Source organism: Metabacillus crassostreae (assembly GCF_016908395.1).
GTDB lineage: Bacteria > Bacillota > Bacilli > Bacillales > Bacillaceae > Metabacillus > Metabacillus crassostreae.
Genome location: NZ_JAFBDU010000001.1, coordinates 1,329,274 through 1,355,632 on the forward strand (window position 1 = coordinate 1,329,274; position 26,359 = coordinate 1,355,632).

At 33.7% G+C, this 26,359-nt stretch carries 28 protein-coding genes; 9 read left to right on the top strand and 19 right to left on the bottom strand.

Going from position 1 to position 26,359, the window contains the following annotated elements; genetic code table 11:
- Positions 1-23: 23 nt before the first annotated feature.
- Positions 24-1,241 carry a putative lipid II flippase FtsW gene (gene ftsW, locus JOC75_RS06965; RefSeq protein ID WP_204953294.1) on the bottom strand — a complete coding sequence of 406 codons (1,218 nt, stop codon included), beginning with the start codon at positions 1,239-1,241 and terminating at the stop codon, positions 24-26.
- A 265-nt stretch (positions 1,242-1,506) separates the two neighbouring features.
- Positions 1,507-1,788, bottom strand: a complete 282-nt coding sequence (locus tag JOC75_RS06970) for an Fpa/YlaN family protein (RefSeq protein WP_146946853.1) — start codon at positions 1,786-1,788, stop codon at positions 1,507-1,509.
- A gap of 219 nt (positions 1,789-2,007) precedes the next feature.
- On the opposite strand from JOC75_RS06970, the gene JOC75_RS06975 reads away from it, so the two are divergent.
- On the top strand, positions 2,008-2,508 hold the full coding sequence (locus tag JOC75_RS06975; protein WP_204953295.1) for a molybdopterin-binding protein: 501 nt from the start codon (positions 2,008-2,010) through the stop codon (positions 2,506-2,508).
- 131 nt (positions 2,509-2,639) lie between these two features.
- Here the strand turns inward: JOC75_RS06975 and JOC75_RS06980 are convergent, their stop codons facing one another.
- On the bottom strand, positions 2,640-3,968 hold the full coding sequence (locus tag JOC75_RS06980; RefSeq protein WP_146946858.1) for a PhoH family protein: 1,329 nt from the start codon (positions 3,966-3,968) through the stop codon (positions 2,640-2,642).
- A 298-nt stretch (positions 3,969-4,266) separates the two neighbouring features.
- Between JOC75_RS06980 and JOC75_RS06985 the strand changes: the two genes are divergently transcribed.
- Positions 4,267-4,872: a YhcN/YlaJ family sporulation lipoprotein gene (locus JOC75_RS06985; RefSeq protein ID WP_204953296.1), complete on the top strand. Its 606-nt coding sequence runs from the start codon at positions 4,267-4,269 to the stop codon at positions 4,870-4,872.
- Between the two features lie 332 nt (positions 4,873-5,204).
- On the opposite strand, the gene JOC75_RS06990 is transcribed toward JOC75_RS06985, so the two are convergent.
- Entirely contained in the window at positions 5,205-5,663 is a 459-nt protein-coding gene (locus JOC75_RS06990) for a pyridoxamine 5'-phosphate oxidase family protein (protein ID WP_204953297.1), read from the bottom strand.
- A 209-nt stretch (positions 5,664-5,872) separates the two neighbouring features.
- Here JOC75_RS06990 and JOC75_RS06995 point away from each other — a divergent pair, with 209 nt between their 5' ends.
- Both JOC75_RS06995 and JOC75_RS07000 read left to right on the top strand, forming a co-directional pair.
- Positions 5,873-6,073 (top strand): YlaI family protein, encoded by a 201-nt coding sequence (locus JOC75_RS06995; RefSeq protein WP_146946864.1) that lies wholly within the window; start codon positions 5,873-5,875, stop codon positions 6,071-6,073.
- The gene (locus JOC75_RS07000; RefSeq protein ID WP_204953298.1) at positions 6,067-6,498 is read left to right on the top strand and encodes a hypothetical protein; all 432 of its coding nucleotides are present in this window, start codon (positions 6,067-6,069) and stop codon (positions 6,496-6,498) included. The genes JOC75_RS06995 and JOC75_RS07000 overlap by 7 nt, the downstream gene beginning before the upstream one ends.
- A gap of 101 nt (positions 6,499-6,599) precedes the next feature.
- On the opposite strand, the gene JOC75_RS07005 is transcribed toward JOC75_RS07000, so the two are convergent.
- Both JOC75_RS07005 and typA read right to left on the bottom strand, forming a co-directional pair.
- Positions 6,600-6,917 (bottom strand): YlaH-like family protein, encoded by a 318-nt coding sequence (locus JOC75_RS07005; protein ID WP_146946868.1) that lies wholly within the window; start codon positions 6,915-6,917, stop codon positions 6,600-6,602.
- 131 nt (positions 6,918-7,048) lie between these two features.
- Positions 7,049-8,890: a translational GTPase TypA gene (gene typA / locus JOC75_RS07010; protein ID WP_204953299.1), complete on the bottom strand. Its 1,842-nt coding sequence runs from the start codon at positions 8,888-8,890 to the stop codon at positions 7,049-7,051.
- A 359-nt stretch (positions 8,891-9,249) separates the two neighbouring features.
- On the opposite strand from typA, the gene JOC75_RS07015 reads away from it, so the two are divergent.
- Positions 9,250-9,435: a YlaF family protein gene (locus JOC75_RS07015; RefSeq protein WP_204953300.1), complete on the top strand. Its 186-nt coding sequence runs from the start codon at positions 9,250-9,252 to the stop codon at positions 9,433-9,435.
- Between the two features lie 174 nt (positions 9,436-9,609).
- On the opposite strand, the gene JOC75_RS07020 is transcribed toward JOC75_RS07015, so the two are convergent.
- The 3 genes from JOC75_RS07020 to JOC75_RS07030 all read right to left on the bottom strand — a co-directional run bounded on the left by JOC75_RS07020 (position 9,610) and on the right by JOC75_RS07030 (position 11,196).
- Complete coding sequence (locus JOC75_RS07020) at positions 9,610-10,077, bottom strand: GNAT family N-acetyltransferase (RefSeq protein ID WP_204953301.1); 468 nt, start codon at positions 10,075-10,077, stop codon at positions 9,610-9,612.
- The gene (locus JOC75_RS07025; protein WP_204953302.1) at positions 10,074-10,865 is read right to left on the bottom strand and encodes an inositol monophosphatase family protein; all 792 of its coding nucleotides are present in this window, start codon (positions 10,863-10,865) and stop codon (positions 10,074-10,076) included. The genes JOC75_RS07020 and JOC75_RS07025 overlap by 4 nt, the downstream gene beginning before the upstream one ends.
- 142 nt (positions 10,866-11,007) lie before the next feature.
- The gene (locus JOC75_RS07030) at positions 11,008-11,196 is read right to left on the bottom strand and encodes a hypothetical protein (protein ID WP_146946878.1); all 189 of its coding nucleotides are present in this window, start codon (positions 11,194-11,196) and stop codon (positions 11,008-11,010) included.
- 315 nt (positions 11,197-11,511) lie between these two features.
- Here JOC75_RS07030 and JOC75_RS07035 point away from each other — a divergent pair, with 315 nt between their 5' ends.
- Positions 11,512-12,129 (top strand): YktB family protein, encoded by a 618-nt coding sequence (locus JOC75_RS07035; RefSeq protein ID WP_204953303.1) that lies wholly within the window; start codon positions 11,512-11,514, stop codon positions 12,127-12,129.
- An 86-nt stretch (positions 12,130-12,215) separates the two neighbouring features.
- Here JOC75_RS07035 and JOC75_RS07040 read toward each other — a convergent pair whose 3' ends face one another.
- Together JOC75_RS07040 and JOC75_RS07045 are read right to left on the bottom strand one after the other, a co-directional pair.
- A complete protein-coding gene (locus tag JOC75_RS07040) occupies positions 12,216-12,485 on the bottom strand; it encodes a UPF0223 family protein (RefSeq protein ID WP_204953304.1) in 270 nt (89 codons plus the stop codon).
- Between the two features lie 42 nt (positions 12,486-12,527).
- Positions 12,528-13,487, bottom strand: a complete 960-nt coding sequence (locus JOC75_RS07045; protein WP_204953305.1) for an NAD(P)H-dependent flavin oxidoreductase — start codon at positions 13,485-13,487, stop codon at positions 12,528-12,530.
- Positions 13,488-13,975: 488 nt separating this feature from the next.
- On the opposite strand from JOC75_RS07045, the gene JOC75_RS07050 reads away from it, so the two are divergent.
- The gene (locus tag JOC75_RS07050; RefSeq protein ID WP_204953542.1) at positions 13,976-15,451 is read left to right on the top strand and encodes an aminotransferase class I/II-fold pyridoxal phosphate-dependent enzyme; all 1,476 of its coding nucleotides are present in this window, start codon (positions 13,976-13,978) and stop codon (positions 15,449-15,451) included.
- A 215-nt stretch (positions 15,452-15,666) separates the two neighbouring features.
- Here JOC75_RS07050 and JOC75_RS07055 read toward each other — a convergent pair whose 3' ends face one another.
- From JOC75_RS07055 to JOC75_RS07070, 4 genes are all read right to left on the bottom strand, one after another.
- The gene (locus JOC75_RS07055; protein WP_204953306.1) at positions 15,667-15,807 is read right to left on the bottom strand and encodes a GapA-binding peptide SR1P; all 141 of its coding nucleotides are present in this window, start codon (positions 15,805-15,807) and stop codon (positions 15,667-15,669) included.
- A gap of 258 nt (positions 15,808-16,065) precedes the next feature.
- Entirely contained in the window at positions 16,066-16,527 is a 462-nt protein-coding gene (locus tag JOC75_RS07060) for a tetratricopeptide repeat protein (protein WP_204953307.1), read from the bottom strand.
- A 23-nt stretch (positions 16,528-16,550) separates the two neighbouring features.
- Positions 16,551-18,308 (bottom strand): tetratricopeptide repeat protein, encoded by a 1,758-nt coding sequence (locus JOC75_RS07065; protein WP_204953308.1) that lies wholly within the window; start codon positions 18,306-18,308, stop codon positions 16,551-16,553.
- Between the two features lie 407 nt (positions 18,309-18,715).
- Entirely contained in the window at positions 18,716-19,570 is an 855-nt protein-coding gene (locus JOC75_RS07070) for a polysaccharide deacetylase family protein (protein ID WP_204953309.1), read from the bottom strand.
- 146 nt (positions 19,571-19,716) lie between these two features.
- Between JOC75_RS07070 and JOC75_RS07075 the strand changes: the two genes are divergently transcribed.
- Positions 19,717-21,228: a glycine betaine uptake BCCT transporter gene (locus tag JOC75_RS07075; protein ID WP_204953310.1), complete on the top strand. Its 1,512-nt coding sequence runs from the start codon at positions 19,717-19,719 to the stop codon at positions 21,226-21,228.
- A gap of 50 nt (positions 21,229-21,278) precedes the next feature.
- On the opposite strand, the gene JOC75_RS07080 is transcribed toward JOC75_RS07075, so the two are convergent.
- On the bottom strand, positions 21,279-21,536 hold the full coding sequence (locus JOC75_RS07080) for a hypothetical protein (RefSeq protein WP_204953311.1): 258 nt from the start codon (positions 21,534-21,536) through the stop codon (positions 21,279-21,281).
- Positions 21,537-21,966: 430 nt separating this feature from the next.
- Between JOC75_RS07080 and JOC75_RS07085 the strand changes: the two genes are divergently transcribed.
- Positions 21,967-22,344, top strand: a complete 378-nt coding sequence (locus tag JOC75_RS07085; RefSeq protein WP_204953312.1) for a hypothetical protein — start codon at positions 21,967-21,969, stop codon at positions 22,342-22,344.
- Between the two features lie 114 nt (positions 22,345-22,458).
- Here the strand turns inward: JOC75_RS07085 and lpdA are convergent, their stop codons facing one another.
- The 3 genes from lpdA to JOC75_RS07100 form a co-directional block, all read right to left on the bottom strand.
- A complete protein-coding gene (gene lpdA, locus JOC75_RS07090; protein WP_204953313.1) occupies positions 22,459-23,871 on the bottom strand; it encodes a dihydrolipoyl dehydrogenase in 1,413 nt (470 codons plus the stop codon).
- Positions 23,872-23,874: 3 nt separating this feature from the next.
- Complete coding sequence (locus tag JOC75_RS07095) at positions 23,875-25,176, bottom strand: dihydrolipoamide acetyltransferase family protein (protein WP_204953314.1); 1,302 nt, start codon at positions 25,174-25,176, stop codon at positions 23,875-23,877.
- Positions 25,177-25,380: 204 nt separating this feature from the next.
- Positions 25,381-26,358 carry an alpha-ketoacid dehydrogenase subunit beta gene (locus JOC75_RS07100; protein ID WP_204953315.1) on the bottom strand — a complete coding sequence of 326 codons (978 nt, stop codon included), beginning with the start codon at positions 26,356-26,358 and terminating at the stop codon, positions 25,381-25,383.
- Between the last annotated feature and the right edge of the window lies 1 nt (position 26,359).

A 26,359-nucleotide genomic window follows, 5' to 3' on the forward strand; every position in this document is an offset into this window, starting at 1 on the left:
TGAAAATCCAATATAAAAAATTATTATCTTATTGAACTGGTTTGATTTCGTTTAAATTGCTTTACATTTCCGGTTTGATCAACTTCTTGATTCAATGGTTTCTTATATGTTTCCCGATACGTTGTAAACATAGAAACATTAACTAATAACCCCATTGAAATCATTAATAATAAGATTGATGAACCACCATAACTTATGAAGGGTAACGGTACACCCGTTATTGGTAGTAATCCAGTTAGGCCACCTAGATTTATCATAGATTGGATAGCAATCATACTTGAAATACCTACAGCAAGTAGTGTACCAAAAGGATCTTGACATTTACGTGCAACTGAAAATCCTTTTAAGATAACAAACGTTAAAAGGATCAACACAAACAATACACCTAAAATTCCTAATTCTTCCGCAATGACAGCCATGATAAAATCAGTATGAGATTCAGGTAAATATCCGTACTTTTGGACACCTTGTCCTAAACCCAGACCTTTTAATCCACCGGATCCTATCGCATAAAATGAATTAACTAACTGGTATCCTGCTCCATCAATGTTACCAAAAGGATCTGTAACTCCTACAAAACGACTTAACTGTTCATCACTAAACAGACCCTTCATAATAACGATAGGAGCCATTAAAACTCCAGCTAATATTAAAAGAGCTATAAGCTTTGCAATACTTTTAAAAGCCATTCCAGAGCATAAAATCATACATATTGAAATCATTGCAATAATAAAGGCTGTCCCAAAATCGGGTTGTATAACAACAAACAAACAAATCAGAACTGTAAAGATTAATGGAGGTAATACTCCCCTTCCAAACTCATCAATATATGATTGTTTTTTATCATAAACTGCAGCCAAATAGATGATTACACTTAATTTCACAAATTCACCTGGTTGGATGCTAAACCCCCCAATAGAGATCCAGCTTTGAGCACCACCAGCAGCATGTCCAATAAAAAACAATGAAATTAGCACTATAATAGATCCAAAAGTAATTAACTTTATTATCTTATCATGTAGAAATGCTCTGTATGGAAAAATGATCATAACAAAAAATGCAAGTCCCCCTGCAAGCAAAGCTAGTTTTTGCCTTTGAAAAAAGTGATCAGGCTCATACCCAAAGCGTGATACAGCAGTAATCATGCTTGAGCTATACACCATCACTAAGCCAAAGCAGCATAATAAGACTATTGCTATTATTAACGAATAATCATATGATTTTAGTATTTTTTTTACCATACATATCTCTTCCCTTGTCATATATATGTTTATAATCTAGTTGTGTCCTTTATTTTACTACAACTTCGACTTCAAGAGAGTAAAATCCTCTAAAAATATCTTTTTTAAAATTTTTAAGTTCACAATGTTTTAAATAAGTCTAAACAAGTAAATTAAATAATTAAGTCAGTTCAATGACTTAAAGGGAAATAACTACTAAAGGGTTAAGTTTAAAAAAGCGCTAAAAAATAAAAAACCCAAACTGTGCAGTTTGAGTTCTTATCAATTATTTGGTTGTAAATGCATCATGCAATGCAGACAACTCTCTTTCAAGTGAAACAAGCAGAGCTTTTCCTTCACGTTCCTCAACCAGGCCAAGCCTTACAGCAAAGTCTATTTCTCTAGATAGACCAAACATTTGTGTATCTAAAACCTCTTCATAAAGAGGACATTGAGGCATCGTTAAATTATCCATTTGAACCTTAATCAGTTTCATGATCTTATTAGCATCTGCCTTAAGTAATGCAAGTGCTTTTTCTTGGTGATTAACAGCAATCTCAGACGCCAATTTAATCCCTCCGTTTCCGAGCGATTACCCTATTCTATGTATTAATATTAAATCCATTGAGCTAAAAAAGCAAGGACAAACAGAACAAACTAGAACATTTAAATAAAATAATTCGACAAAGTATTAGGTACAGACATAAAATAATACATTAATTGATTGTTATGATATGTGACAAATTATCCTTAAACGCTTATACTAGCGTTGTAAGGGGTGTGAATAATGGAAAAGATTATAATGATTACAGGTAAGGTGAATTATCAAATAACCTTAGATCCTGGTGTATGGATTTTTGATGATAGAAAAGTAGATTTAAAAAGTTATTTTGAACAAGAAAGAGAAACAAAAGATGAACTAGAAGAATATACAAAGGCTGTATCTAAACATTGGGAGCGTGAAATAAGAGAAGGTGCAATTCATCCTCCAACACTAAAAACGGAGCGTACATATGAAAAACAAAGGATTCTAAATGGAACTTTTGGCATTCCGTTAAAACCATTTTTAGAAAATGCGGGTATTAAAGCTGATGCAAAGGAAGTTCAATTTATAACAAGTGATAACGAATCCTTCTCACTAACTGTAGAAGACGCACTTGATGTGGTTGTTGGATTTAGTAACAAAGGAAAACCCTTAACTGAAGATGGTCCCATACATGTATATTACGGTGATGGCTCAAATGTTAAGAACCCTATAAAGAATATTCAAAAAATAGTTATCAATTAATGAGTTGTTGCTAACTTGAATATGGTATGAAAAAGTAGGTACTACTTTAGAAAGTAAATAGATGGATATATAGTGACGTGTCGGGGATGCCCTATAGAGTCATCCCCTTATCACATTAATTATCAAAATAGTTATAGCAAGTCAGCAGCCAGTTGAGCTAAGCCAGAACGCTCTCCTTTTACAAGTCTAACATGGCCAGCAATGGGTTGTTCTTTGAATTTCTCAACCACATATGTAAGTCCATTATTATACTCATCTAAATAAGGATGATCTATTTGTTCTGGGTCGCCCATTAGCACAATTTTACTTCGCTCACCAACACGAGTTAAAATGGTTTTCACTTCATGCTTTGTTAAATTTTGCGCTTCATCTATTATAATGATTTGTTCTGGTATACTTCTTCCTCTTATATAAGTTAATGCCTCTACTTCTATCGATCCCATTCCAGCTAATATTGCGTCAAGTTCACCAGGCTTTTTGGTGTTAAATAAATACTCTAGATTATCATAAATTGGCTGCATCCAAGGTCTAAGCTTCTCTTCTTTTTCACCAGGTAAAAACCCTAAATCTTTTCCTACAGGAACAATTGGTCTTGCTACTAGTAATTTTTTGTATGAACCTAAATCCTCCGTTTGCATTAAACCTGCTGCAAGAGCAAGTAATGTTTTGCCTGTCCCGGCTTTCCCAATTAGTGTAACTAAGGGCAAGTCCGTTCTAAGAAGAAGTTCTAGTGCCATCGTTTGTTGAACATTTCTAGGTTTTATTCCCCATATATGTTCATGATCAAATACTAATCGCTGTATTTTTTTTCCTGATTGATCAACTTTTCCTATTGCAGAAGAAGAACCACCTAAAGCATCCTTCATAATGACGAATTGATTTGGATAAAATGGATGATTTGTAATTTCTGATAGGATCAATTCACTTTTTTCATAAAACCGGTTTAAATTGTCGGTACTGATATACAAATCAAGAAAACCTGAGTATATATGATCAATCTCAACTACACGGTCACTTAAGAAATCCTCTGCAATTAAGCCAATTGCATCTGCCTTTACTCTAACAAGTGTATCCTTACTCACAAGTATGACAGAACAACCCTTTTCTTTTGTTTGCTCTTCTAACGATAAATTTTTTGCCACAGCTAAAATGCGATTATCATTTGTTTTTTCAACAAATATTTCTTGAAGTTGATGGAATGATCTGTGATTTAATTCAATCCTCAACGATCCACCATTCGGTAAAGGGATTTTCTCATGCAGTCTCCCCGATTCTCTTAATTGATCGATGAGTTTAGAAACTTGTCTTGCATTACGACCTATTTCATCCATATACCTCTTTTTGGAATCCACCTCTTCTAAAACCACTGCTGGAATAACTACTTCATTTTCTTCGAATGAAAAAATCGAATTGGGATCCTGCAACAATACATTTGTGTCTAATACATAAATCTTCCTCAAACTTCCGCCCCCTACTCCGTGCTATTTTTTTATGGAGTTTAACATAAAAGTGTTTAAAAAAAGTCAAGCTGTGAATGAAGCGTTGCTAAAATATATGAAAGAATGAATAAAGATAGAAGGTTTATTAGACAATAAAATTAAAAAGCAACAAAAAAACTTGTCTTCACTCTTTTTAAAATGATCCACTTGACAAAAATGAGAGCGATTTTAAATTGAATAACCAATCGCTAACACTTCTTTTACAAGTGGTTTCCTAAAAGACAAGCTTTCGTTGACTAAAAAGTTAAGGAGTGATTTGATGCAATCTTTTATCAAGATATTATTGTTAACAGCTCTAGCCTTAACAGGTTGTTCAGCAAATCAAGGTGCCGATAAAAATGATAAAGCACAAGAAAATGGCACACCGATAAATGTTAAAAACAGTGTTGATGAAAATGTAGATCGTAAAACTGGACAAGAAATTTCACAGCATTTAGTTGAACTAGCAAATGAAATACCTGATGTAAATGATGCAACTGCTGTTGTATTAGGTCAATATGCGGTTGTTGGTATCGATGTTAATGCAAAATTAGACAGAAATAAAGTTGAATCAATTAAATACACAGTAGCGGAAAGTTTAATGCATGATCCTTATGGTGCTCGTGCCATTATAATTGCAGATGCTGATACAAATGAAAGACTACGTGAAATGGGTGAAGAAATTCAAAATGGACGCCCTGTAATCGGCATCCTAGATGAACTAGCAGCAATTGTTGGTCGTTTAGTTCCTGAGTTACCCAACGAAATACTAGATAATCAACAAAAACAACCAACAGAGCAAGCTGATGATCAATTAAACAATAAAGAAGAAAAGAAACTTGAAAAAGAACAACAGGATCAATCTAATAATCATATGAATAAATAAGTAAGACTCTAAGATCTCAACAAATATAGTATGGTATGTTATGGGGCCAGATTAGGCTTCAGGTTGATTTTATTTAGATTAGAAGATAAACTTAAACTTTCACCTATCCAGAGAAGTTTTGTACAAGGATGAACTTACAGGCGCTGTGCTTATAAGCAAGGCTCCCTCTTGCAGTTAAAGAAATAAGACATTGTACACAGTAATAAAATTTCGTAAGACCACAGGTACAGAGCAGAGCTAATAAAAGACTGTCCATTTGCTAAGATATGGAGAATAGTATAGAAGGGACTCTTCTAGTTTTTCTTAATCTTAAGTAATGGACAGTCTCTTTTTTATCCTTTATCTTTCATTGCTTGTAAAACTTGTTTATCCAATTTAGCTGCGGCCTTTTCATCATAAGTTTTATCATACTGTGGTTCAACTGATATTCGTGAACCATAGAACATAACATCTCGAACTTCGGAAATTCCTAATTCAATTAATGAAAGCTTTAAAGGTATGTTATCAAGTTGATCTTCTTTTATATGAGCATTACCGTTTATGGAATATGTAGATTCATTTGCAATTAAATTCAAAACAATTGCAGGATGTTTTTTTATATTATCGACAATTCTTGATTTCTGGTCGATTGCGAAAAGAATACGATGAGCATCAGGTGAATATACCCATGAAATTGCGCTTACATTTGGAGAGCCGGTTTCATAGTCAATTGATGCAATGGTAACAAATCTCTCCTTCTGTAGACTTTTAAATAAAGGATCAATTAAAGAAGTTTCAATCTTATTAGCCATTTGAATCCTCCCTTTTTACTTTATACAACTATCATACCCTTTTTTCTAATGTGTTCCAACCATAAACATTCATTCATTTTTTTTGTAGTCATGATATACTAATAAAAAAAGAACTTTCCCTAACTAATCAAGCATTAAAAGAGGAGTTAACATCAATATTTAACAACACGAACTTTTGGGGGAGTTACTTAATTTCTATGAGGTGTATTATGAGAGTTAAATGTGTAATTTGTGATACGGTTGAATCTATTAACGATGAGACTTTAATAGCTAAACGATTAAGAAATCGCCCGATACATACATATATGTGTAATACTTGTCACAAACGGATTGAAGACAGAACAAACGAACGTATTGCTACTGGTAATTTCAAGCTATATCAAGACAAAAAGACAGATGATTCATGGTAAAACTGAAAACTGGACTTTTCACTGGCTTAATTAGTGGTGTGATTTTAGGCTTATTTTTAAAATCATCTCAAATGATCACTGGACATAAAGTTTATACTTTATTATTGAACATTGATTTTTTATACAATAAACCATTACCAGAGATGATCGAATTTGTATTACATCTATTAATTTCAGTTATAATCGGCATTGTCTATATATCTATTTGTGATTTTAAAGGATTAGTTAGGTTTAAAGAGAAATTTATTTTATCCTTAATTCTGACTGCTCCAACTTTTTTGTTGTATTTCCCACTAACTATACTAGCTATAAAGAATACACCAAGTGTATCAAACATCTCAGCCATTTCCTTGTGGGTAATTGGTCATTTACTATATGCATTGATTTTACCAATTAGTTTTAAAAGATCAAATCCAAATAAATAACTCTGATTGGAAACCTATTTTTATATCACAATATGCAAGCTTGTCCTTTATCGAAAGCCACAAATTTTAAAAAGGTTCTGACTAAATAGTCAGAACCTTTTTTAACTAGCCTCTTCAGCTTCCTGCTTTTTTGATTGATGTAGTCTTATCTTATAAATAATTAAAATTAGTGCTGCAACAACAAGTCCTTCTGCAACAGGTAGGAAGATCCCTAAAAATGTTAAGATCGTGCAACCAAACGCTAAAAATGTATAAATGACAACTGATTTCAAAATAGGCAGTTTTTTTGCAAAGCCTAGCTTATATACAAGAACAGAAAGGAAAAAGATGGTTAAATAAAGCAGCCACATGCCTACCTTTGGGTGTTCGATTACTTGATATAAACTAGGGAAAAATGAAAGTCTTTCAGATACATCCATTAAAAATCCCTCCTCACAACAATTTGTAGTAGGAACCTAAAGAAATAGACTAAACTCAACTCTACACTCTCCTCTCTATTTGTTTGATTATATAAATAGGAGGAGAGTTATTGAATCTTTGTCTGTATAACTTAGTTACCTGCTAATTTTTTCTTTTTAGCAGATTTCTCACGTTCATTTTTATCAAGAATTTTCTTTCTAAGTCTGATTGATTCTGGAGTCAATTCACAATACTCGTCATCATTCAAATACTCAAGTGCTTCTTCTAATGACATAATTCTAGGCTTTTTCATACTATTTGTTTGATCTTTATTAGCAGAACGAATATTTGTTTGTTGTTTCATTTTACAAATATTTACTACTAAGTCATTTTCACGAGTATGTTCTCCAACGATCATACCTTCATAAACATCTACACCCGCTTCAAGGAAGATGATTCCACGATCTTCAATACCTTGAATACCATAAGTAGTTGATTTACCATTTTCCATTGATACAAGAACTCCTTGGCGGCGTCCTCCAACTTGACCTTTTTGCATAGGCTGGTAGCTATCAAATGTATGATTAATGATACCAAATCCACGTGTTAATGACATAAATTCAGTTGAATACCCAATTAAGCCACGTGCTGGTACATTAAAGATAAGTCGAACTTGACCATTACCATTATTAATCATATCAATCATTTCACCTTTACGGGCTCCGATCGATTCCATTACACCACCAGTGTTTTCTTCTGGAACATCTATTTGCACACGTTCAATTGGCTCACATTTCACACCATCAATTTCTCTAACAATAACTTCAGGCTTAGACACTTGAAGTTCAAAACCTTCACGACGCATATTTTCAATCAAAATAGACAAGTGAAGCTCTCCACGACCAGACACAATCCACGCATCTGGTGAAGCAGTTGGATCTACACGTAAACTCACGTCAGTTTGTAATTGTGCCATCAAACGTTCCTCAATTTTACGAGAAGTAACATATTTACCTTCACGACCAGCAAATGGACTATTGTTAACAGCAAATGTCATTTGTAATGTTGGCTCATCAATACGAAGAATTGGTAATGCTTCTTGATGTTCAACTGGACAAACTGTTTCTCCAACATTAATATCTTCCATTCCAGATACTGCTACAAGGTCTCCAGCTATTGCTTGTTCAATTTCAACACGTCTTAAGCCTTGGAAACCAAATAATTTTGTTACACGGAAATTTTTAATACTACCGTCAACCTTCATCAATGAAACTTGTTGACCTACTTGCATAGTACCGCGGAATACTCGACCAATTCCAATACGACCAACATAATCATTGTAATCAAGTAATGCAACTTGGAATTGTAAAGGCTCGTCTCTATTATCTTCTGGTGCTGGGATATGATCTACAATCGCTTCAAATAATGATTCCATCGTTTCTTCTTGATCCGCTGGGTCAGCACTAGTGCTAGCTGTTCCATTCATAGCTGAAGCAAAAATTACTGGGAATTCCAGTTGATCTTCATTTGCACCAAGCTCAATAAATAGATCAAGTACTTCATCAACAACTTCTGATGGGCGTGCAAAATCACGGTCAATTTTATTAACAACTACAATCGGTGTTAAATTCTGCTCTAATGCTTTCTTTAATACGAAACGTGTTTGAGGCATACAGCCTTCATAAGCATCAACAACAAGTAAAACACCATCTACCATTTTCATGATACGCTCTACTTCTCCACCGAAGTCAGCATGTCCAGGTGTATCCATAATGTTAATACGAGTATCTTTATAATTGATTGCTGTATTTTTTGCTAGAATTGTAATCCCACGCTCACGCTCAAGATCATTTGAATCCATTGCACGTTCTGCAACCTGTTCATTTGTTCGGAAAGTTCCAGATTGATGTAAAAGTTTGTCAACCAAAGTTGTTTTACCATGGTCAACGTGGGCAATAATAGCTATGTTGCGAATATCGTTACGAAGTTTCACAATTTCATCTCCTAAAATATATATATTAAAAACATAAGCGTAAACGCCATGGTTAGGCTTTAACAATAACAATCATGAGTTGAAGGTGCTTATTAACAATCAACACAGAAGTGATTTTGCATTTTTTATACTATGCATAAACTAAATCCTAAAAAACATATAAGTAATGCTCGACATTTTATTAAAACACATTTTACTTATAAAAATATAGTGTTTTTCACATATAAAAACAATTATCTACATTATTTCAAAATCACCTTGGATATTATACCATAAACAATATAGAAAAGCGGAATGTTTTTCTGTAAACTAAGAGAAGATACAAAAAATTCGCGAATAAGTTGGGAGTTGTCATAGGTATGAAATTAGGAAAGTGGGTTTTTCTTGTACTATCCTTTTTAGCAGCAATAAGTATGATTGGTATAGGAATTGCTGTAAGTGAACGGAGTATTCTCGGCATAATCTTAGCTATAGTCGCGCTAAATGTCATTATGGGGTCAGGTTTTGTACTAAAAAAAAGAATGCGAGAAAAAGGGTTGATCTAAATTATCATTTTCTCTGAAAACAGTTCTAAACAAATCTTTTAGCTAAAAGGAGTCTTGAAAAATAGACTCCTTGTTTTATCTAAACACATTTCACTTACCTCAATTGTTTATTGATAGCTATAGAGTTCATTGTATATAACAAAGTGATAAAACAATATTAAGGTTGTACCTAAACTATAATAGAGGCATTACTGAAATCATATATTCTTTTGAAGTAGTAACATCCTTCTCTAACTTAAACTGCTCAAACCCGCAATTCCCAAGAAACCTTAGCCAACCATCTTGATTTATTGAACAACCCACATAACAAGCTTTATGACCCTTTGACTTTAATTCATATCCAATTTCCTTTATTATATTCTGGCCAAATCCTCTTAATCTCTGGTCGGGATGGATAAGTATTGTACCAATCCAAGGTCTTTCATTTGAAGGAGACCATTCTATATGATAACTAATGCCTATTCTATTATTATTTTTATACCATAATCTCCATTGCCCATTGAACATCTGATAGGTAAGTAAATAATTTTCTAGCTCATTTTCAGAACATTCTTCTTGTTGCCAATCATTACTTACTCTAATTATATCTTTAAAAAAGTTATAATCACCTTCGTATAATTCCCTAAACTCTAAATTCTTCACTTCTTTAGATATTCAGTCAATAGATGATTATGGAGACTTTTCTCACCAACAAAGAAAGTATTCTTTGACACTAAATTAAGCTCATTTCCATCTAATGTCGATGCGGTCCCACCTACTTCGCTTATTAAGACGAGTCCAGCTGCAAAATCCCATGGAGCTAATCTCATCGTTAAGTAAGCATCTAGTCGACCTGATGCAACATATGCACACTCCAAAGCAGCAGATCCATACGACCTTGTGCCTCTCACTTTTTGAACAATTGGTGAAATGAGATTATGATCAATTCGTTTATTTTCAGTTACCCATATTGGACTAATACCAATTACTGCTTCTTCGATGTTAACTTTATCTAGCTTAGGTAGAGGAAGGTCATTCATAAATGCTCCTTCTCCCTTAAACGCATGATAAAGCTCATTATGTACAACATCATAAATTAATCCAATATAACCAATACCATCTCCATATATCCCAACAGATATGGCAAAGTTACGTTGTTGATGAACAAAATTCATTGTTCCATCAATTGGATCGATAATCCAAACAACACCTTCAAGACTTGTTACTTCATCACCATAACCCTCTTCACCTAAAATACGATGATCTGGATACGATTGTTGTATTTTCCCGATTAAGTATTGCTCGATTTCTTTATCCATATTCGTGACTAAATCATTTGGATTAGATTTGTATTGAATAGAGAGGGAGGAATCAAAAGAGTTTCTAATTATTTCTCCAGCTTCCTTCACCCATTGCTTAGCCCTTTGATCAATTTCCTTCCAATTCGTCATAAAGCAACCTCATTTCTATGTATAAATAACCTTTACAATAAGGATACTGTATGGAATTAATGGAAATCAAGTTACAGACTCATTGTAGCGCAGATAAAAACGAACCTACCTAAGGTTCGTTTGTAGATTTAGCTATCTCCAATTATGCCTGGAGCTTCATCCACTCTTTTCGTAACTTCTCTAGTTTTTGTTTACATTCTATTTTTTTCTGATGATCTTTACTTTGCATTGCTTCGTAAAGGGTGGCTAATTCGTAATCAAGCTCAAGTTTAAGCACCCCGATACGTTTGCTAATGATTTTTTGTCCACTTGTTTTAACAATTTGTTTCACTTTTTACCGCCCCTTTCATTTACTTATCATATTATCCTTATAGCGATTTCAAAGTTGCTTTTTCAAGTTGTTATATAGCTTTTTTATATCTTATGTTGGATTAAAAAAAGTTGGAACTAAACCTATAAAATTGTGTATTTACCTAATTCATACCACCAATTTTTCGTGATGAAACGTTGATTAATTCCTGTTATTGATTTCATTTTTGGAAAAATCACGTTTGTAAAACCAGTCGTAAATTCTTGTGGAAATAATTTAAGTAAGTTTATAATTAAAATAGAAAAAAAGTGTAATGAACTTCTAGGAGGAATTTTAATGAATTTTAAAGGTTTTTATAATGAGGATTTCCAAACATTTACTATAGATGGGCTAGAGGAAAGAATGGAGGCTATTCGTGAAAGAATTCAGCCTAAATTTCAAGTGATTGGACAAGCTTTAGCAGATGATCTTTCCGCAACATTACAAACTGAAATGTTTCTTCATATTGCAAAACATGCAAGAAGAACTGTTAACCCTCCTAAAGATACTTGGTTGGCTATTGCAGCTAATAAAAGAGGATATAAACAACATCCACATTTCCAAGTTGGGCTTTTTGATGATCATTTGTTTATTTGGTTAGCATTTATTTATGAATTGCCAAATAAAGAAAACATAGCTCGAAATTTTTTAACTAATATGGAGGAAATCACTAAAGCTACAAATGAAAAGTACTATATTTCATTAGATCATACTAAAAAGGATGCTAAGCTAATTGGAGATATTGATTTAGAATCTTCACTGGTGAGATTTCGAGATGTTAAAAAAGCAGAATTTTTAATAGGTCGTCATTTTGGAATAAATGATCCAATTTTAAAAGATGGAGATAAATTATACCAAGTTATTCGTGAAACCTTTGAAAATTTAATTCCATTATATAAGCTTTCGTTTGAGTAAGGCCTTTTACCAAGCGCTTAATTTTAAAGTTCAACCAAAAAAAGTCTAAGCTTCATAGCTTGGACTTTTTTTGAATAATTAATTTTTCACATCTTTACTGTACTAACGACTTCATCAGACTTTGCCTTTTTAATCACTCTATAAGTAGAGTATCCGCTCACTTCCTCAAATTCATTGCAAATGGTTTTTTCTTCAGATTTACTTGGTACAATTTCTTTGAACCTACGATAATGTCTCATTAAAAGATCTCGATCTATTCCTTTTTCATATGCTTTTTCTATACACTCGAAAAACTTAATAACATCAACCGTTTCATCTGTACTCCAGTCTAAAGAAATAGGATATTGATAATCCAAGTTGTTGTCCCCCTATTCATACATTTAGTAGTTCTTATTAAATTAATATATCCAATTCCTCCGAATCTCTTCTGCTTCTAAAATTGTTCGTGTTATAAACTCATTCACAGAAGGTATATCAGAAATTAGTCCCATTACTTGGCCAGCCCAAGCAAAACCTTCTTCTATATTACCATCATAAATATACCTTTTGTTAGCTATTCCACTTATGTAGTCCTTGAGCTCATCATAGCCACCGTTATTTTTTTCTATATCTATAATTTTATTTGTCCATTTGTTTGCTATTGCTCTAGCAGGTGCACCGATAGATTTTTTAATAACTACAGTACTATTTTCATCACCATTTATTAATGAACTTTTATAAACCTGATGAGCATGAACACACTCCCTAGTTGCTATGAACCTTGTTCCCATTTCTATTCCCTCAGCACCTAGGCTTAACGCAGCCATCAATCCTCTTCCATCTCCAATTCCTCCTGAAGCTATGACAGGAATGGAGACAGCATCAACAACTTGTGGAACTAATACCATTGTCCCTGTATCCGATCTGCCTAAATGTCCTCCTCCTTCTTGACCTACAACAATTACTGCATCTGCACCTAGTTCTTCGGCCTTGACTGCTTGACGCTTAGCGGCTACTAAAACAAGCTTCTTCACATTTGTTCCCTGGAGTAATTGAAAAATAGGGGTTGGATTTCCACCTGTCATTGATATAACTGGAACATTTTCCTCTATTGCAACTTCTATAAGCTTTTCATACCCATGTCCATACTGACCAATTGCAAAATTAACGCCAAAGGGTTTTGTTGTTTTTGATTTAACCTTTATAATTTCTTCTCTTAAAGCTTCAGGTGTTCCTAAGGACATAGCTGTAATTTGCCCTAACCCACCTGCATTTGATACTGCTGCTGCTAACTCCGAGTAAGCTAAATAAGCTAAGCCACCTTGCACTATTGGGTAATCTACGCCTAGAAGATTTGTGATTTTAGTATTCCATTTCATCTGTTATTACCTCCCTTTATAAATTGTATTTCGGTCTCTTTCTAGAATATCCTCTAAAAAAATTGGAAAGGCTTAGTTCATAAGAAAAGTGTAAGACGCCCAAGATGAACACTGTAGCTATGTAAAGAACATTATACTCTTTCATACACTAATGCTCGCATAAAGATATTGTTGATTTCTCTTACTGCTGTTTGCTTTTCCCTGGTATATATACCCCCATTTCATAACGTCCTGCTTTAATATATCTAAAAAGAGAAAACCCTCTCTAAAAGAAATGTATTGTTTTTTATTGACTGTCATAATTGATAACGGTATAATTCATTTGTTTTAATAAATATACAGAATTCGACACTACAAGGTTTTTTATTAATATGACATTAGATAATCATTTACATATAGCGCTGATTGTTTCTTTAGAAGCAATTTCACCACAAAAAACAGCCGTCATTAGTAAGAAACTATTACTGAAAAAGAAGGTGGGAACAACTTTGTCACAAAATGATACACCATTATTCACAGGGCTAGTCCAACATGCTAAAAAAAATCCAATTCAGTTTCATATTCCTGGTCACAAAAAGGGAGCAGGAATTGATCCTGAGTTTAGAAATTTTATAGGTGATAACGCACTTTCAATCGATTTGATAAATATTGGTCCTTTAGATGATCTACACGCCCCTAAAGGAATGATCAAAGAAGCACAAGAATTAGCTGCAGAGGCTTTCGGAGCTGATTACACTTTCTTCTCTGTTCAAGGAACAAGTGGAGCTATTATGACAATGGTAATGGCTGTATGTGGACCTGGAGATAAAATTATTGTCCCTAGAAATGTTCATAAATCAGTAATGTCAGCTATCGTTTTTTCAGGTGCAACTCCAATATTTATCCATCCTGAAATAGATAAAAATCTTGGGATTTCTCATGGAATAACAACAGATTCAGTTGAAAGAGCTCTTGAACAGCATCCTGATGCTAAAGGTGTTCTTGTGATAAACCCAACATATTTCGGCATATCTGCTGATTTAAAACGTATTGTTGAAATCGCCCATTCATATTCCGTACCTGTGTTAGTCGATGAAGCACACGGAGTCCACATCCATTTTCATGAGGACCTGCCTTTAAGTGCTATGCAGGCAGGTGCAGACATGGCTGCTACAAGTGTTCATAAACTTGGTGGCTCTATGACTCAAAGCTCTGTATTAAATGTACGAGATGGTTTAGTTTCACCTCAAAGAGTTCAATCGATCTTAAGTATGATGACGACAACTTCTACATCATACTTATTACTAGCATCACTTGATGTAGCAAGAAAAAGATTAGCAACTGAAGGTAAAGAATTAATTGAAAACACAATACATTTAGCTAATTACACTCGCGACAAAATAAATGAAATACCGAAGATATACTGTATAGGAAAAGAAATTCTTGGATCAAAAGCAACCGTAGATTATGATCCAACTAAGTTAATCATTCCTGTTTATGGTTTAGGTATTACAGGATATGATGTTGAAAACTGGTTACGTGAAAACCATCAAATAGAAGTGGAACTGTCTGATTTATACAACATTTTATGTATTATTACACCTGGTGATACTAAAGTTGAAGTAGATCTTCTTATTAATGCTTTAAAAGAATTATCAGTTGAATTTGGTTCAAATGTTCAGGAAAATGATGAAAAAGAACGAATATTTTTACCTGATATCCCTGTGTTAGCTCTTACCCCTCGAGATGCTTTTTATTCTGAAACAGAGGTTGTTTCAATAGAAGAATCAGCTGGGAGAATCATTGCTGAATTTATTATGGTCTATCCTCCAGGAATACCGATCTTTATTCCAGGCGAAATTATCACCGAAGAAAATTTAGCATACATTAAGAAGAATTTAGAAGTCGGTTTGCCAGTACAAGGACCTGAGGATCCAACACTTAGTAAAATAAGAGTAATAAAGGAACACAGAGCGATTAGATAAAAAATATTTTTTATTTCTAAGAAGTTAAATGATAGTAACAAACAATATACACATGATCAACAGACCAAATTGAGATAATTTGGTCTGTTTTCATCGTAATTAAGAAACGAGTTCGTTCCGTGGCCTGTTCTATGACAACAATTCTAAATTAAACAAAGCACTCAATAGTGAAATTGAGTGCTTTGTTACCCCTTTATTTCTTTATATAAACCCCTTTATTTGACTTTGACAGCATTATTTTTTTGGTTCTGATTAATGCAATCATGATGATTGCATTTACCATATAAAGTTGTCACCTTTTCTACTTCAATTTGACCGATAGTTGAGCTGCAGTGTTGACACACGATTGTTCCCATCTCCATACCCCTTTTCAATCATCTAATTTTGTAAGTTCCAAATCTCCCAAACCTTGAAAGCGTTTTATCTTTGTTATTTATATATTAATATGACATACTAATTACGTCAATACTTAAATTGTATAACATATAACTTTTTTGTGTTTTATTTAATGTTGATTTTCAATAAATTATTCCACAATAAAATAAAGCCACTTGTTATCGACTTTGAACAATTTTGATCAAAGCTCAATAATAAATGGCAGACGAGTTTTTAATTTATTTCAATCTTTTCTTTGCTGTAGTTATATCTTTTACAATGTTTTCATAAGAATTTTTTGTTAAGATTGTTGAATTTTTTTCATACCTATCAATTAAATATTCAAAATCATCTACCGCTGTTTGTGTTCGATGAAACACTGATTCTGGCATTCTCATACAAACATTTCCACGTAATATTCGTATTGTAATATTATCAGGAGATTTTGTTACAGCTTGATCTAACATTTCTAGACCTTCTAAAGCAAACTTTTTCTTGTCCTTTGGAATTGGTGTATCTCTTGCCATTAGAGCTGTTACACTCCCAAAATAAGCAAAAATCTCATTATTAGAAGGTTGTTCTTTATTTAGTTCTTTTAATAAATTGTATACCTGTGTTGTAGCTTTTCGATTTCCCTTGACTGCTTTATGGTAAATTTCTATAGCTTCAGTTAAACGATTTTGCCATTCTTGCTGACTCATAAAACCACTCCCTCTTCTTACTTTTAGATACCTTTTATTTCTAAGAATTCTTTGAAACTAGAATTTTCATCTTCTTTAGCAAGCTTCGCCCAGATTTCTCTTGCTTTATGAGCAAAGTATTTACGCTCATACATCGTACCAAGGTCTGCTAATACCTGTAGATATTGTTGTTTTGATAAATCAATTTCACCGTTACGATCTTCATACTTCTTAGTAACCGTTTCAAAATCATTAATAATTTTATCATTACTATGGAAAAAGCTATCAGGAAGAGGATATAGGATATATGCTCTTTTTAAATAAAGCTTCACATGATCTTCACTTTTAGTTGGGATAGCCTGATCCAATAGTTTAAGGCCTTTCATCGTTTTTCTAAAAAGATCGTTTGGATCATCACAAAAGGTTCCCATTAAGGTAAGCGAAGCTGCATAATAAAAAGCTGCTTTTGTACAATTAGGATTTTTTCTAGTAATTAATTCCCATACTTCAACAGATTGTTGTGCAGCCTTTTCACTTCCACGAACTCCTAAATCATGAAGAGTATAACCTATTGAGTATAGTTTTTCCGTATTATTACTAGAAATGCTATTCATGTCAATTTCTTCATATGTGTATACCTCAATACATTTAAGAGCTGCTTTAGCTAAATTCGATTTTGGTGAAGTTTTAATAAGCTTCTTCCAGGTTTGTACCGCTTCCTCAACCATCTTTAATTTGGCAAAGGATTTACCAAGTAAAAACAAAATTTCTTCATATTGTTGCTGACTAAATATACTAGAGTCTTCCTCAAACTTTGACACTAAAAAATGAAAATCTCTTGCTGCAGTAGAAGCTCGAAAAAAGAAAAACTCTGGTAATCTATAGCTTTGTAAAGCTCGAACTAATCGAATATTATAAAAATCTGGAAAGTCACTTACTAACTTATCTAGAAATTGTGATGTTTTAATTGCAGTAGTAAATAATTCTACATATCCGGTTGCAACGTTTGTAGACTTCATAGATTGACAATGTGTCACAAAAGCTTTAATTGTGGGATCTGATGAATTCTGTATTTCTAATTCAGAAAAATATTTATTAACTTGATAAAGTGCTATTTCATTGCCTTCTACAGCTAATCTATATAATGAGAGAAGTTCATCGGGTATTCTAATTGACTCTACTTCTTCCATTTTTTCAGTATCATTATTATTACTAATGGGAGGAAGTTGGTATGAAGAATCTCTTTCCTTTACTTTTTCAGCATATTGAATAGCAATTTGATTATTCCCTAATCTCGCATTTGCCTTAACTAAGTTTTTCATGCCTTCTAGATAAAGTGTTTCTGGAATTGCGCTTGGATTTTTTTCATACATTGCAACAATATGTTCAAAATCCTCAATTGCTGTTTGTGTTCTACGAAAACGATTTTCAGGAAGGTTGTTTGCTACATTACCTCGTAGCATTCTTATTAATGGATTAGAAGAATCCTTTAATACAGCAATATCAAGTAGTTTTAATCCTTCATTTGCATATTTACCCTTATCTCTTAAGTTTAGTTCATCTCTGGCAAGTAGTGCCTTAACTGCACCTAAATAAGCCATTATTTCTGTGTTTGTTGGTTCTTCTTTTAATAGTATAGTAAAAAGGTCATGCGCTTCTTTTGTCACGTCCCCTCTCCCTTTAATTGCCCGATAATATAGTTCAACAGCATTATCAAAAATCTCCTCAAATTGATCTTCATCTATAGTTTGATCTTCTATTAGATCGCTATTTGAATTAATTGACTCACTATCTTCTTTCATCTCTTCTAATACCTCCTTAAGGTTCACTTAATAAAGCTTTTTTCTCGAATGAATGTTGCTAAAGTCTCCAAATATGTTACAGAAATAGTGATTTCATCGTTATAGGGTACCGTTTAGTAATAAAAAGCAAAGAACTAGACTTTATACGGTGCCTTTATTTTGAAGTATTAATAGCAACATAAATTTTACGAATAAAGCAAATAAATAAAATGAAAACACAATGATAATCTATGTTATGACGTTTAAAGAAGTTCTAGACGATACTAAATAGAATGAAATAGTCTACAAACAAATTTAATATGTCTCTAGGCTACAAACCATTTCCATATGCATTAAGCTAGTAGATTTTAAAGAAATTCCCTTAAAAATCCACAAAAAAAAGCCACATTCTCAATGGCTTGTATTTATCACAAAGTTTTAATTTTTTTAGGATCAACAATCTTATAGCTTTTCTCTTGTAAGCCTTCAATTATCTTCTGTAATCCATCATTTGTCCATTTTCTATCATGCATAAGAAGATTGGCCCCATTTGTTAAAAGGGGTGTATTTACCATAATATCTGCTAAAGCATCCTTGTTCATAAAGTCTTTTTCCCAATCATAACCGTAGGTCCAGTTCATCAATACCATTCCATGTTCAGCAACTAGTTTCTTGCTAAAATCAGTATTACTCCCGAATGGTGCCCGAAAAAACCTTGGTTTTTCGCCTGTTATTTCTTCAATCTGATGATTTAACTCAATAATTTCATTATATTGTTCTTCTTCTGTTAAGTCATTTAGGTTAGGATGTGTCATCGTATGATTTCCAATCGAAAAACCAAGATCATAGATTTCTTTTAAAATCGCTTTTTTTTCAGCAGATTGTATAAAATGTCCGTTCACAAAAAAAATCGCTTTCACTTCATTATTCTTTAGGGTTTTTGCCATTTCCAGTGAATACTTATCAGGTGCATCATCTATTGTAAGAAGAACAAGCTTTTCATCATTACCATTATCAATCGGCTCGACCTTCCAATTCGTACTGTTAATCACATACATTGGTTTCTCTTCAATTTGACTATGATTCTTCACAACATCAACTGGCAATTCTTTATCTTCATTAGCACTATCTTTAGGTTCAGTTTCTTTATTATTCCCAATCTCCTCACTTATTTCTGGTTTCTTTGTGATTTCTTCATCTTTAGAGGTTTCAGGTTCAGAATTTGAACAACTAGTAACAAAAATGAAAATAGTGATACTTTGTATTATTGTTAAGATCTTCATGTTCACAGCTCCTAGATAAATAATTCTATATTTAGTATATATTTGTCCATAAAGCCTCAATATAAGAAATAGTCTTTAGGCTTTTATGTATACGATTAGCCACCAATAAGTTCCCTCATAAAGTATTAAAGGAGTGTTTAATTCGAATGAAGATGAAATTTACCCCTGTATTTATCATATCTGTAATTGTAACATCTCTTTTTATTCTCTGGGGATTAATTCCCGAATCAGTTTTACCTAACGGAAATATTACTGTAGTGACATCTAGAATACAAACATTTATTATTGAAAAATTTGGCTGGTTCTATTTATTAACCGCCACATTTTTCCTCATCTTTGCAATCAGCTTGATATTTTCGAAATATGGAAATATAAGATTAGGAAAAGATACGGATGAACCTGAATATTCATATTTATCATGGTTTGCCATGCTGTTTAGTGCTGGCATGGGGATCGGTTTAGTATTTTGGGGCGTCTCAGAGCCTATTTATCATTATAGTGGACCTCCAACTGGTGAAGGATTTACTGATCAATCTGCACGAGATTCCTTAAGGTATTCCTTTTTCCACTGGGGATTTCATCCATGGGCAATTTATTCTACTATAGCTTTAGCTTTGGCTTATTTCACATTTCGAAAAGAACAAAGTGGAGTTATGAGTAATATTCTTCGACCTTTACTTGGAGATAGGGTTGATGGAAAAACTGGAATATTAATTAATTTCATAGCAGTCTTCGCTACTGTTTTTGGTGTAGCCACTTCTCTTGGGTTTGGTGCTGCTCAAATTAGTGGAGGTATTTCTTATTTAGTTGATGGTGTTGAAAATAATTTCACAACGCAAATTATAATTATATTGATCGTAACAGTGTTATTTATGCTTTCTGCGCAAACTGGGTTGAATAAAGGAATCAGATATATAAGTAATCTCAATGTCATCTTAGCTATATCTCTAATGCTATTTTTGTTATTTGTAGGGCCAACAAATTTTATTATGGATTTATTTACAACTACATTGGGAAGTTATCTGCAAAATCTCCCTTCAATGAGCTTTAGAATGACGCCTTTTCAACTAGACAACACCTGGGTAAAGGATTGGACAATCTTCTATTGGGCTTGGTGGATTTCATGGGCTCCTTTTGTTGGAACTTTTATTGCAAGAATCTCTAAAGGAAGAACAATACGAGAATTTACTATCGGTGTACTAGCAGTTCCGACAGTCTTTGGAGCGCTTTGGTTTTCAGTATTCGGAGGATCAGCAATTTTCTTAGATTATTTTCAAAATGCACCTATCGTCGATATAGTTAATGAGCAAGGGAAAGAAGTAGCACTGTTTGCTGTTTTAGATTATTTCCCTCTTGGAACGCTAATGTCGATAATTGCGATATTTTTAATCAGTACTTTTTTCATTACATCAGCAGATTCTGCCACCTTTGTACTAGGAATGCAGACAACAAATGGTCAACTCAATCCACCAAATCGAATCAAATTTATTTGGGGAATTATCCAATCTGCTTCAGCAGCTATTTTGCTTTGGTCAGGCGGTTTAAACGCTTTACAAACTTCAGCCATTATTGCAGCACTTCCATTTGCTATTATTATGATACTAATGGTATTTTCACTACTTAAGTCATTACAACAGGAAAAAATTATTCGTAAATAATGTAAAGGGTACCTGATAAGGTACTCTTTTGATTTGGTATTGAAAGAAATTTAATAAATACTTCGTAAAATTCCAAATATCTCATATCCTATAGCATAAATAATTAAAGAAATACTTGATAGGAGAATTGCCCTTTTTTTGATTTTTAAAATGTTAAAAGCTATTAAATATGACAAATATAAAAAGAAGATAAACAAAATCCCTTTAGCTATATAGCCATCTTTAGTTGATAACCATTCTATTATATTATAACAAGCCCATAATAGAGCTTGAACACAAGCAACAACTATCCACTTATACTTCTCCATTTTCATCTCCTCCCTTAATAAGTCTATGCATGATGTTACCGATTTTTTCTAAGTAAAAGGCTATTGTCTCAAGATAAATAGTGGAGAAAACCTAGCAATTTCCCCTAAGCTCTAGGATTTCATCAAAGAATGTAGCCTGTAAACGACTGTGGGCCCTCTCATTGATAATCGATCCCTTAGGAGATTCAAATGTATACATCCAATAATCTAATTCATCAAAGTGCAATCAACCTTAAGGCATAACTTAACACTTTAATAAACAAAGAATAATGATGAGACCGTATTTTTCATTTATGTAACAAATCGATGACAGTAGGAAGAAAATTCAATTTTTATGTTAGAATAGGATTAATTTAACAAATAAATCTTACATTTTTACTATTTATATAAACATATCCTTATTAATATAATCCAAAAGAGGTGGGCAAGGATGAAAAAACTACTACTCCTCATTACATTTATACCAGTTATTGTTCTTTCATCATGTGATAACATCTTTTTTTCTAAAAGTTCACCAACTGAAGATATAGCCGAAGAAAAACAGTTATTATTTTTTTCTGATGATGACAATATTGATCGAGAAGCAGTTTACTATGAAGCTTTACTAGATATAAAAAAAGATTATCCTGAAAAAATAGAGAAGATGCAAATCTACTCTGAAAAAAAAGATCATAAACTTTATAATGTAGATACTTATCCTACACTTCTAGTTGTTGATAAAGAAGAAGTTGTTGTTCATATAGAAGGAGCAGTTTTTTCAAAGGAAGAAATATTAGAATCAATTTCAAATGCCTTATCTAAAGAATAGATACTTTATATTAGGTTGATTCGAACACTTCGGATTTTGACAAATTGATAAAATTATCTATTATGGTTAAACAAAAAAAGAGATTGACGTTTTCGTCAATCTCTTTTTTTAGCTTTATTTTACAATATGGATCGGGCTACCGATTGCAACCTCTGCAGCTTCCATTGTAATTTCTCCTAAAGTAGGATGAGCATGGATTGTCATTGCAATATCCTCAGCTGTCATTCCAGCTTCAATCGCTAGTCCAAGTTCTGAAATCATATCAGAAGCACTAGGACCTGCAATTTGTGCACCAATTACTAATCCATCTTCTTTGCGTGTAATAAGCTTTAAGAAACCATCTGAATTGTTAAGTGATAATGCACGACCATTAGCTCCAAATGGGAACTTAGATGCCAACACTTCAATTCCATCTTCTTTTGCTTGAGCTTCAGTATAGCCAACTGTTGCAAGTTCAGGCTCAGAGAATACTACCGCAGGAATTGCTAAGTAATCAATTTCTGCTTTTTCTCCAGCAATCGCTTCTGCAGCAATTTTACCCTCGTATGAAGCTTTATGAGCAAGTGGCGGTCCTTCGACAATATCTCCAATTGCATAAATGTTTGAAATGTTTGTACGGCATTGTTTATCAATTTTGATAACGCCTCTATCACTCATTTCAACACCAACTTGTTCTAAGCCAAGTTCATCAGTGTTTGGACGACGCCCAACTGTTACTAATAAGTAATCTGCTTCTACTGTTTTTTCTTCACCTTTAACTTCAAAGGTAACCTTTACGCCATTCTCAGTTTCTTCAACACCTTTTGCCATTGCATTAGTGTGAATTTCAACATTACCTTTTTTCTTAAGGTTACGTTTTACTAAAGAACTCATTTGTTTTTCAAAGCCTGCAAGAATTTCATCAGCCGCTTCAATGAAAGTAACTTCTGTTCCAAAGTTCGCATATGCAGTACCAAGCTCTGTTCCGATATATCCCCCACCAATAACAACCATTTTATTAGGGATTTCTTGAAGGTTTAGAGCACCCGTTGAATCTAGTACACGTTTTGAATATTTAAATGCAGGTATTTCGATCGGGCGTGAGCCAGTTGCAATAATTGCATTTTTAAATTTATAAGTTTGTGAAGAAGTTTCGTCCATAACTTTTACCGTTTCACTATCAACAAAATATGCTTCACCACTGATAACATCAACTTTATTACCTTTAAGTAATCCAGCTACACCACCAGTTAATTTTTTTACAACACCTTGTTTGAACTCTTGAACTTTTGAGAAATCAACTGTTACGTTCTCAGCTTTAATTCCCATGTCTTCTGAGTGTTTTGCATTTTCATAGCGATGTCCTGCTGCGATTAATGCTTTTGAAGGTATACAACCAACGTTTAAACAAACTCCTCCAAGAACGCTTTTTTCAACAACTGTTACTTTTTGTCCTAATTGAGCAGCGCGGATTGCTGCAACATATCCGCCTGGTCCTGCTCCGATTACAAGAGTATCTGTTTCAATCGGGAAATCTCCAACTACCATCGATTACGCCTCCATTAAAATTAATTGTGGATCATTAAGTAAACGCTTGATGTGGTTAAGAGCATTTTGAGCAGTAGCACCATCAATCATTCTGTGGTCAAAGCTTAGTGATAAAGCAAGAACCGGAGCTACTACAATCTCTCCATCACGTACTACTGGTTTTTCTGCAATACGTCCAATACCTAAAATTGCAACTTCTGGATGATTAATTACTGGTGTAAACCATTGACCCCCAGCAGATCCAATGTTTGTGATTGTGCATGAAGCACCTTTCATTTCATTTGGTGCTAACTTACCATCACGTGCTTTTGTAGCAAGTTCATTAATTTCATTTGAGATTTCAAATACAGATTTACGTTCTGCATTTTTAACTACTGGTACAAGAAGACCTTTTTCAGTGTCAGCTGCAATACCAATATTATAATAATGCTTTTGAACAACCTCATCTGTCTTATCATCAAGTGATGTATTAAGAACTGGGTACTTCTTCAGGGCAGAAGTAAGAGCTTTCACTACGTACGGTAAATATGTTAACTTAATACCTTGCTCTGCTGCAACATTTTTGAATTGTTTTCTGTGAGAAACTAAGTTTGTCACATCAATTTCATCCATTAACGTCACATGTGGAGCTGTATGCTTAGAATTTACCATCGCTTTAGCAATTGCCTTACGGATCGGGCTGATTTTTTCACGTGTTTCAGGGAAGTCACCCTCTGGGATAGCTTGTGCTGCTGGTTTTGCTTGTTTCTCTTCTTTTGCAGCTGGTGCTTCTTCAGTTGTTTCTTGAGCTTGAGTTGTACCACCTTGAAGGAATGCATCTACATCCTCTTTAAGAACACGACTGTTTTTACCACTACCAGATACTTGACGAATGTCAACTTCCTTTTCACGAGCATATTTACGCACTGAAGGCATTGCAATTACTCGTTTATTTGTATCTACTTCAACTTCTGCTGCTTCTTCTTGTTGAGGAGCTTGTTTTTCTTCCTCTTTTTCAGGTGCTGCTTTTTCTTCTTTTTTAGGTTCATCATCACCATGATCACCTTTAAATTTCAAGTCTTCATAGCCTGGTGCGTCAAGTGTAATAATTGTTTGCCCAACAGTTGCTACAGTTCCTTCATCAACATTTAACTCAGTTACTGTACCTTTTACTGGTGACGGAATTTCAACAACAGCTTTATCATTTTGTACTTCTGCTAAAACGTCATCTTCTTCAACTTTATCGCCTGCTTTAACGAACCACTTTACTATTTCACCTTCGTGGATTCCTTCACCGATATCAGGCAATTTAAATTCGAATGCCAAATCATTCAACCTCCTTAAGAATGTAAAAAATTATGTGAATTTACGGTAGCATTACGTTTACAAAACAAACGTAACCTTATATGTTTCTACTATGATTTTTAATACTTACGTAAGAAATTTTATTTTTAAGTAGTGTAGTGGTAGGTTATGAAAAGATCCATATTTCCCTTCCACTACACACATCGAATTAATAACTTAGTGTTCTTAGAAATTAACTACTTTTTTAGCTGTTTCAAGGATGTCCTTGTAAATTGGCAGCCAAATGTTTTCTGCTTCTGTGAATGCATATACAGTATCAGGAGCAGTTACACGTAATACTGGTGCTTCCAAGCTTAAGATTGCTCTTTCAGTAATTTCAGCTACAACATTTGCTGCAATACCAGCTTGTTTTTGCGCTTCTTGTACAACAATTGCGCGACCTGTCTTTTCAACAGAAGCAATGATTGTATCAATATCAAGAGGGCTGATTGTACGTAAGTCAACTACCTCAACAGATACGCCATCTTTTTCCAACTCATCAGCTGCTTTTAAAGATTCATGGACCATTGCACCATAAGTGATGATTGAAAGATCAGTACCTTCACGCTTAACATCTGCTTTACCAATCTCAATAGTATACTCTTCTTCTGGTACTTCCTGACGGAATGAACGATATAACTTCATATGCTCTAAAAATACGACTGGATCATTGTCACGGATTGCCGCAATTAATAGACCTTTTGCATCATAAGGTGTTGACGGAATAACCACTTTTAATCCAGGTTGTTGTGCAACAAGACCTTCCAAGCTGTCTGCATGTAGTTCTGGTGTATGTACGAATCCACCAAATGGAGAGCGAATTGTTACAGGAGCAGTCCAACGTCCACCTGAACGATATCTCATACGAGCTAATTGACCATTTAATGAATCCATTACCTCATAAACGAAACCAAAAAACTGGATTTCCATTACTGGACGGAAACCTGTTAAACTAAAACCTACTGTAAGTCCACCAATACCTGACTCAGCAAGTGGAGTATCAAATACACGATCTTCACCAAATTCTTTTTGAAGTCCTTCCGTTGCACGGAATACGCCACCATTTACGCCAACATCTTCTCCATATAAGAGGACGTTTTCATCGTTTTTTAACTCTGTGCGTAAAGCATCAGTGATGGCTTGGATCATTGTCATTTGTGCCATG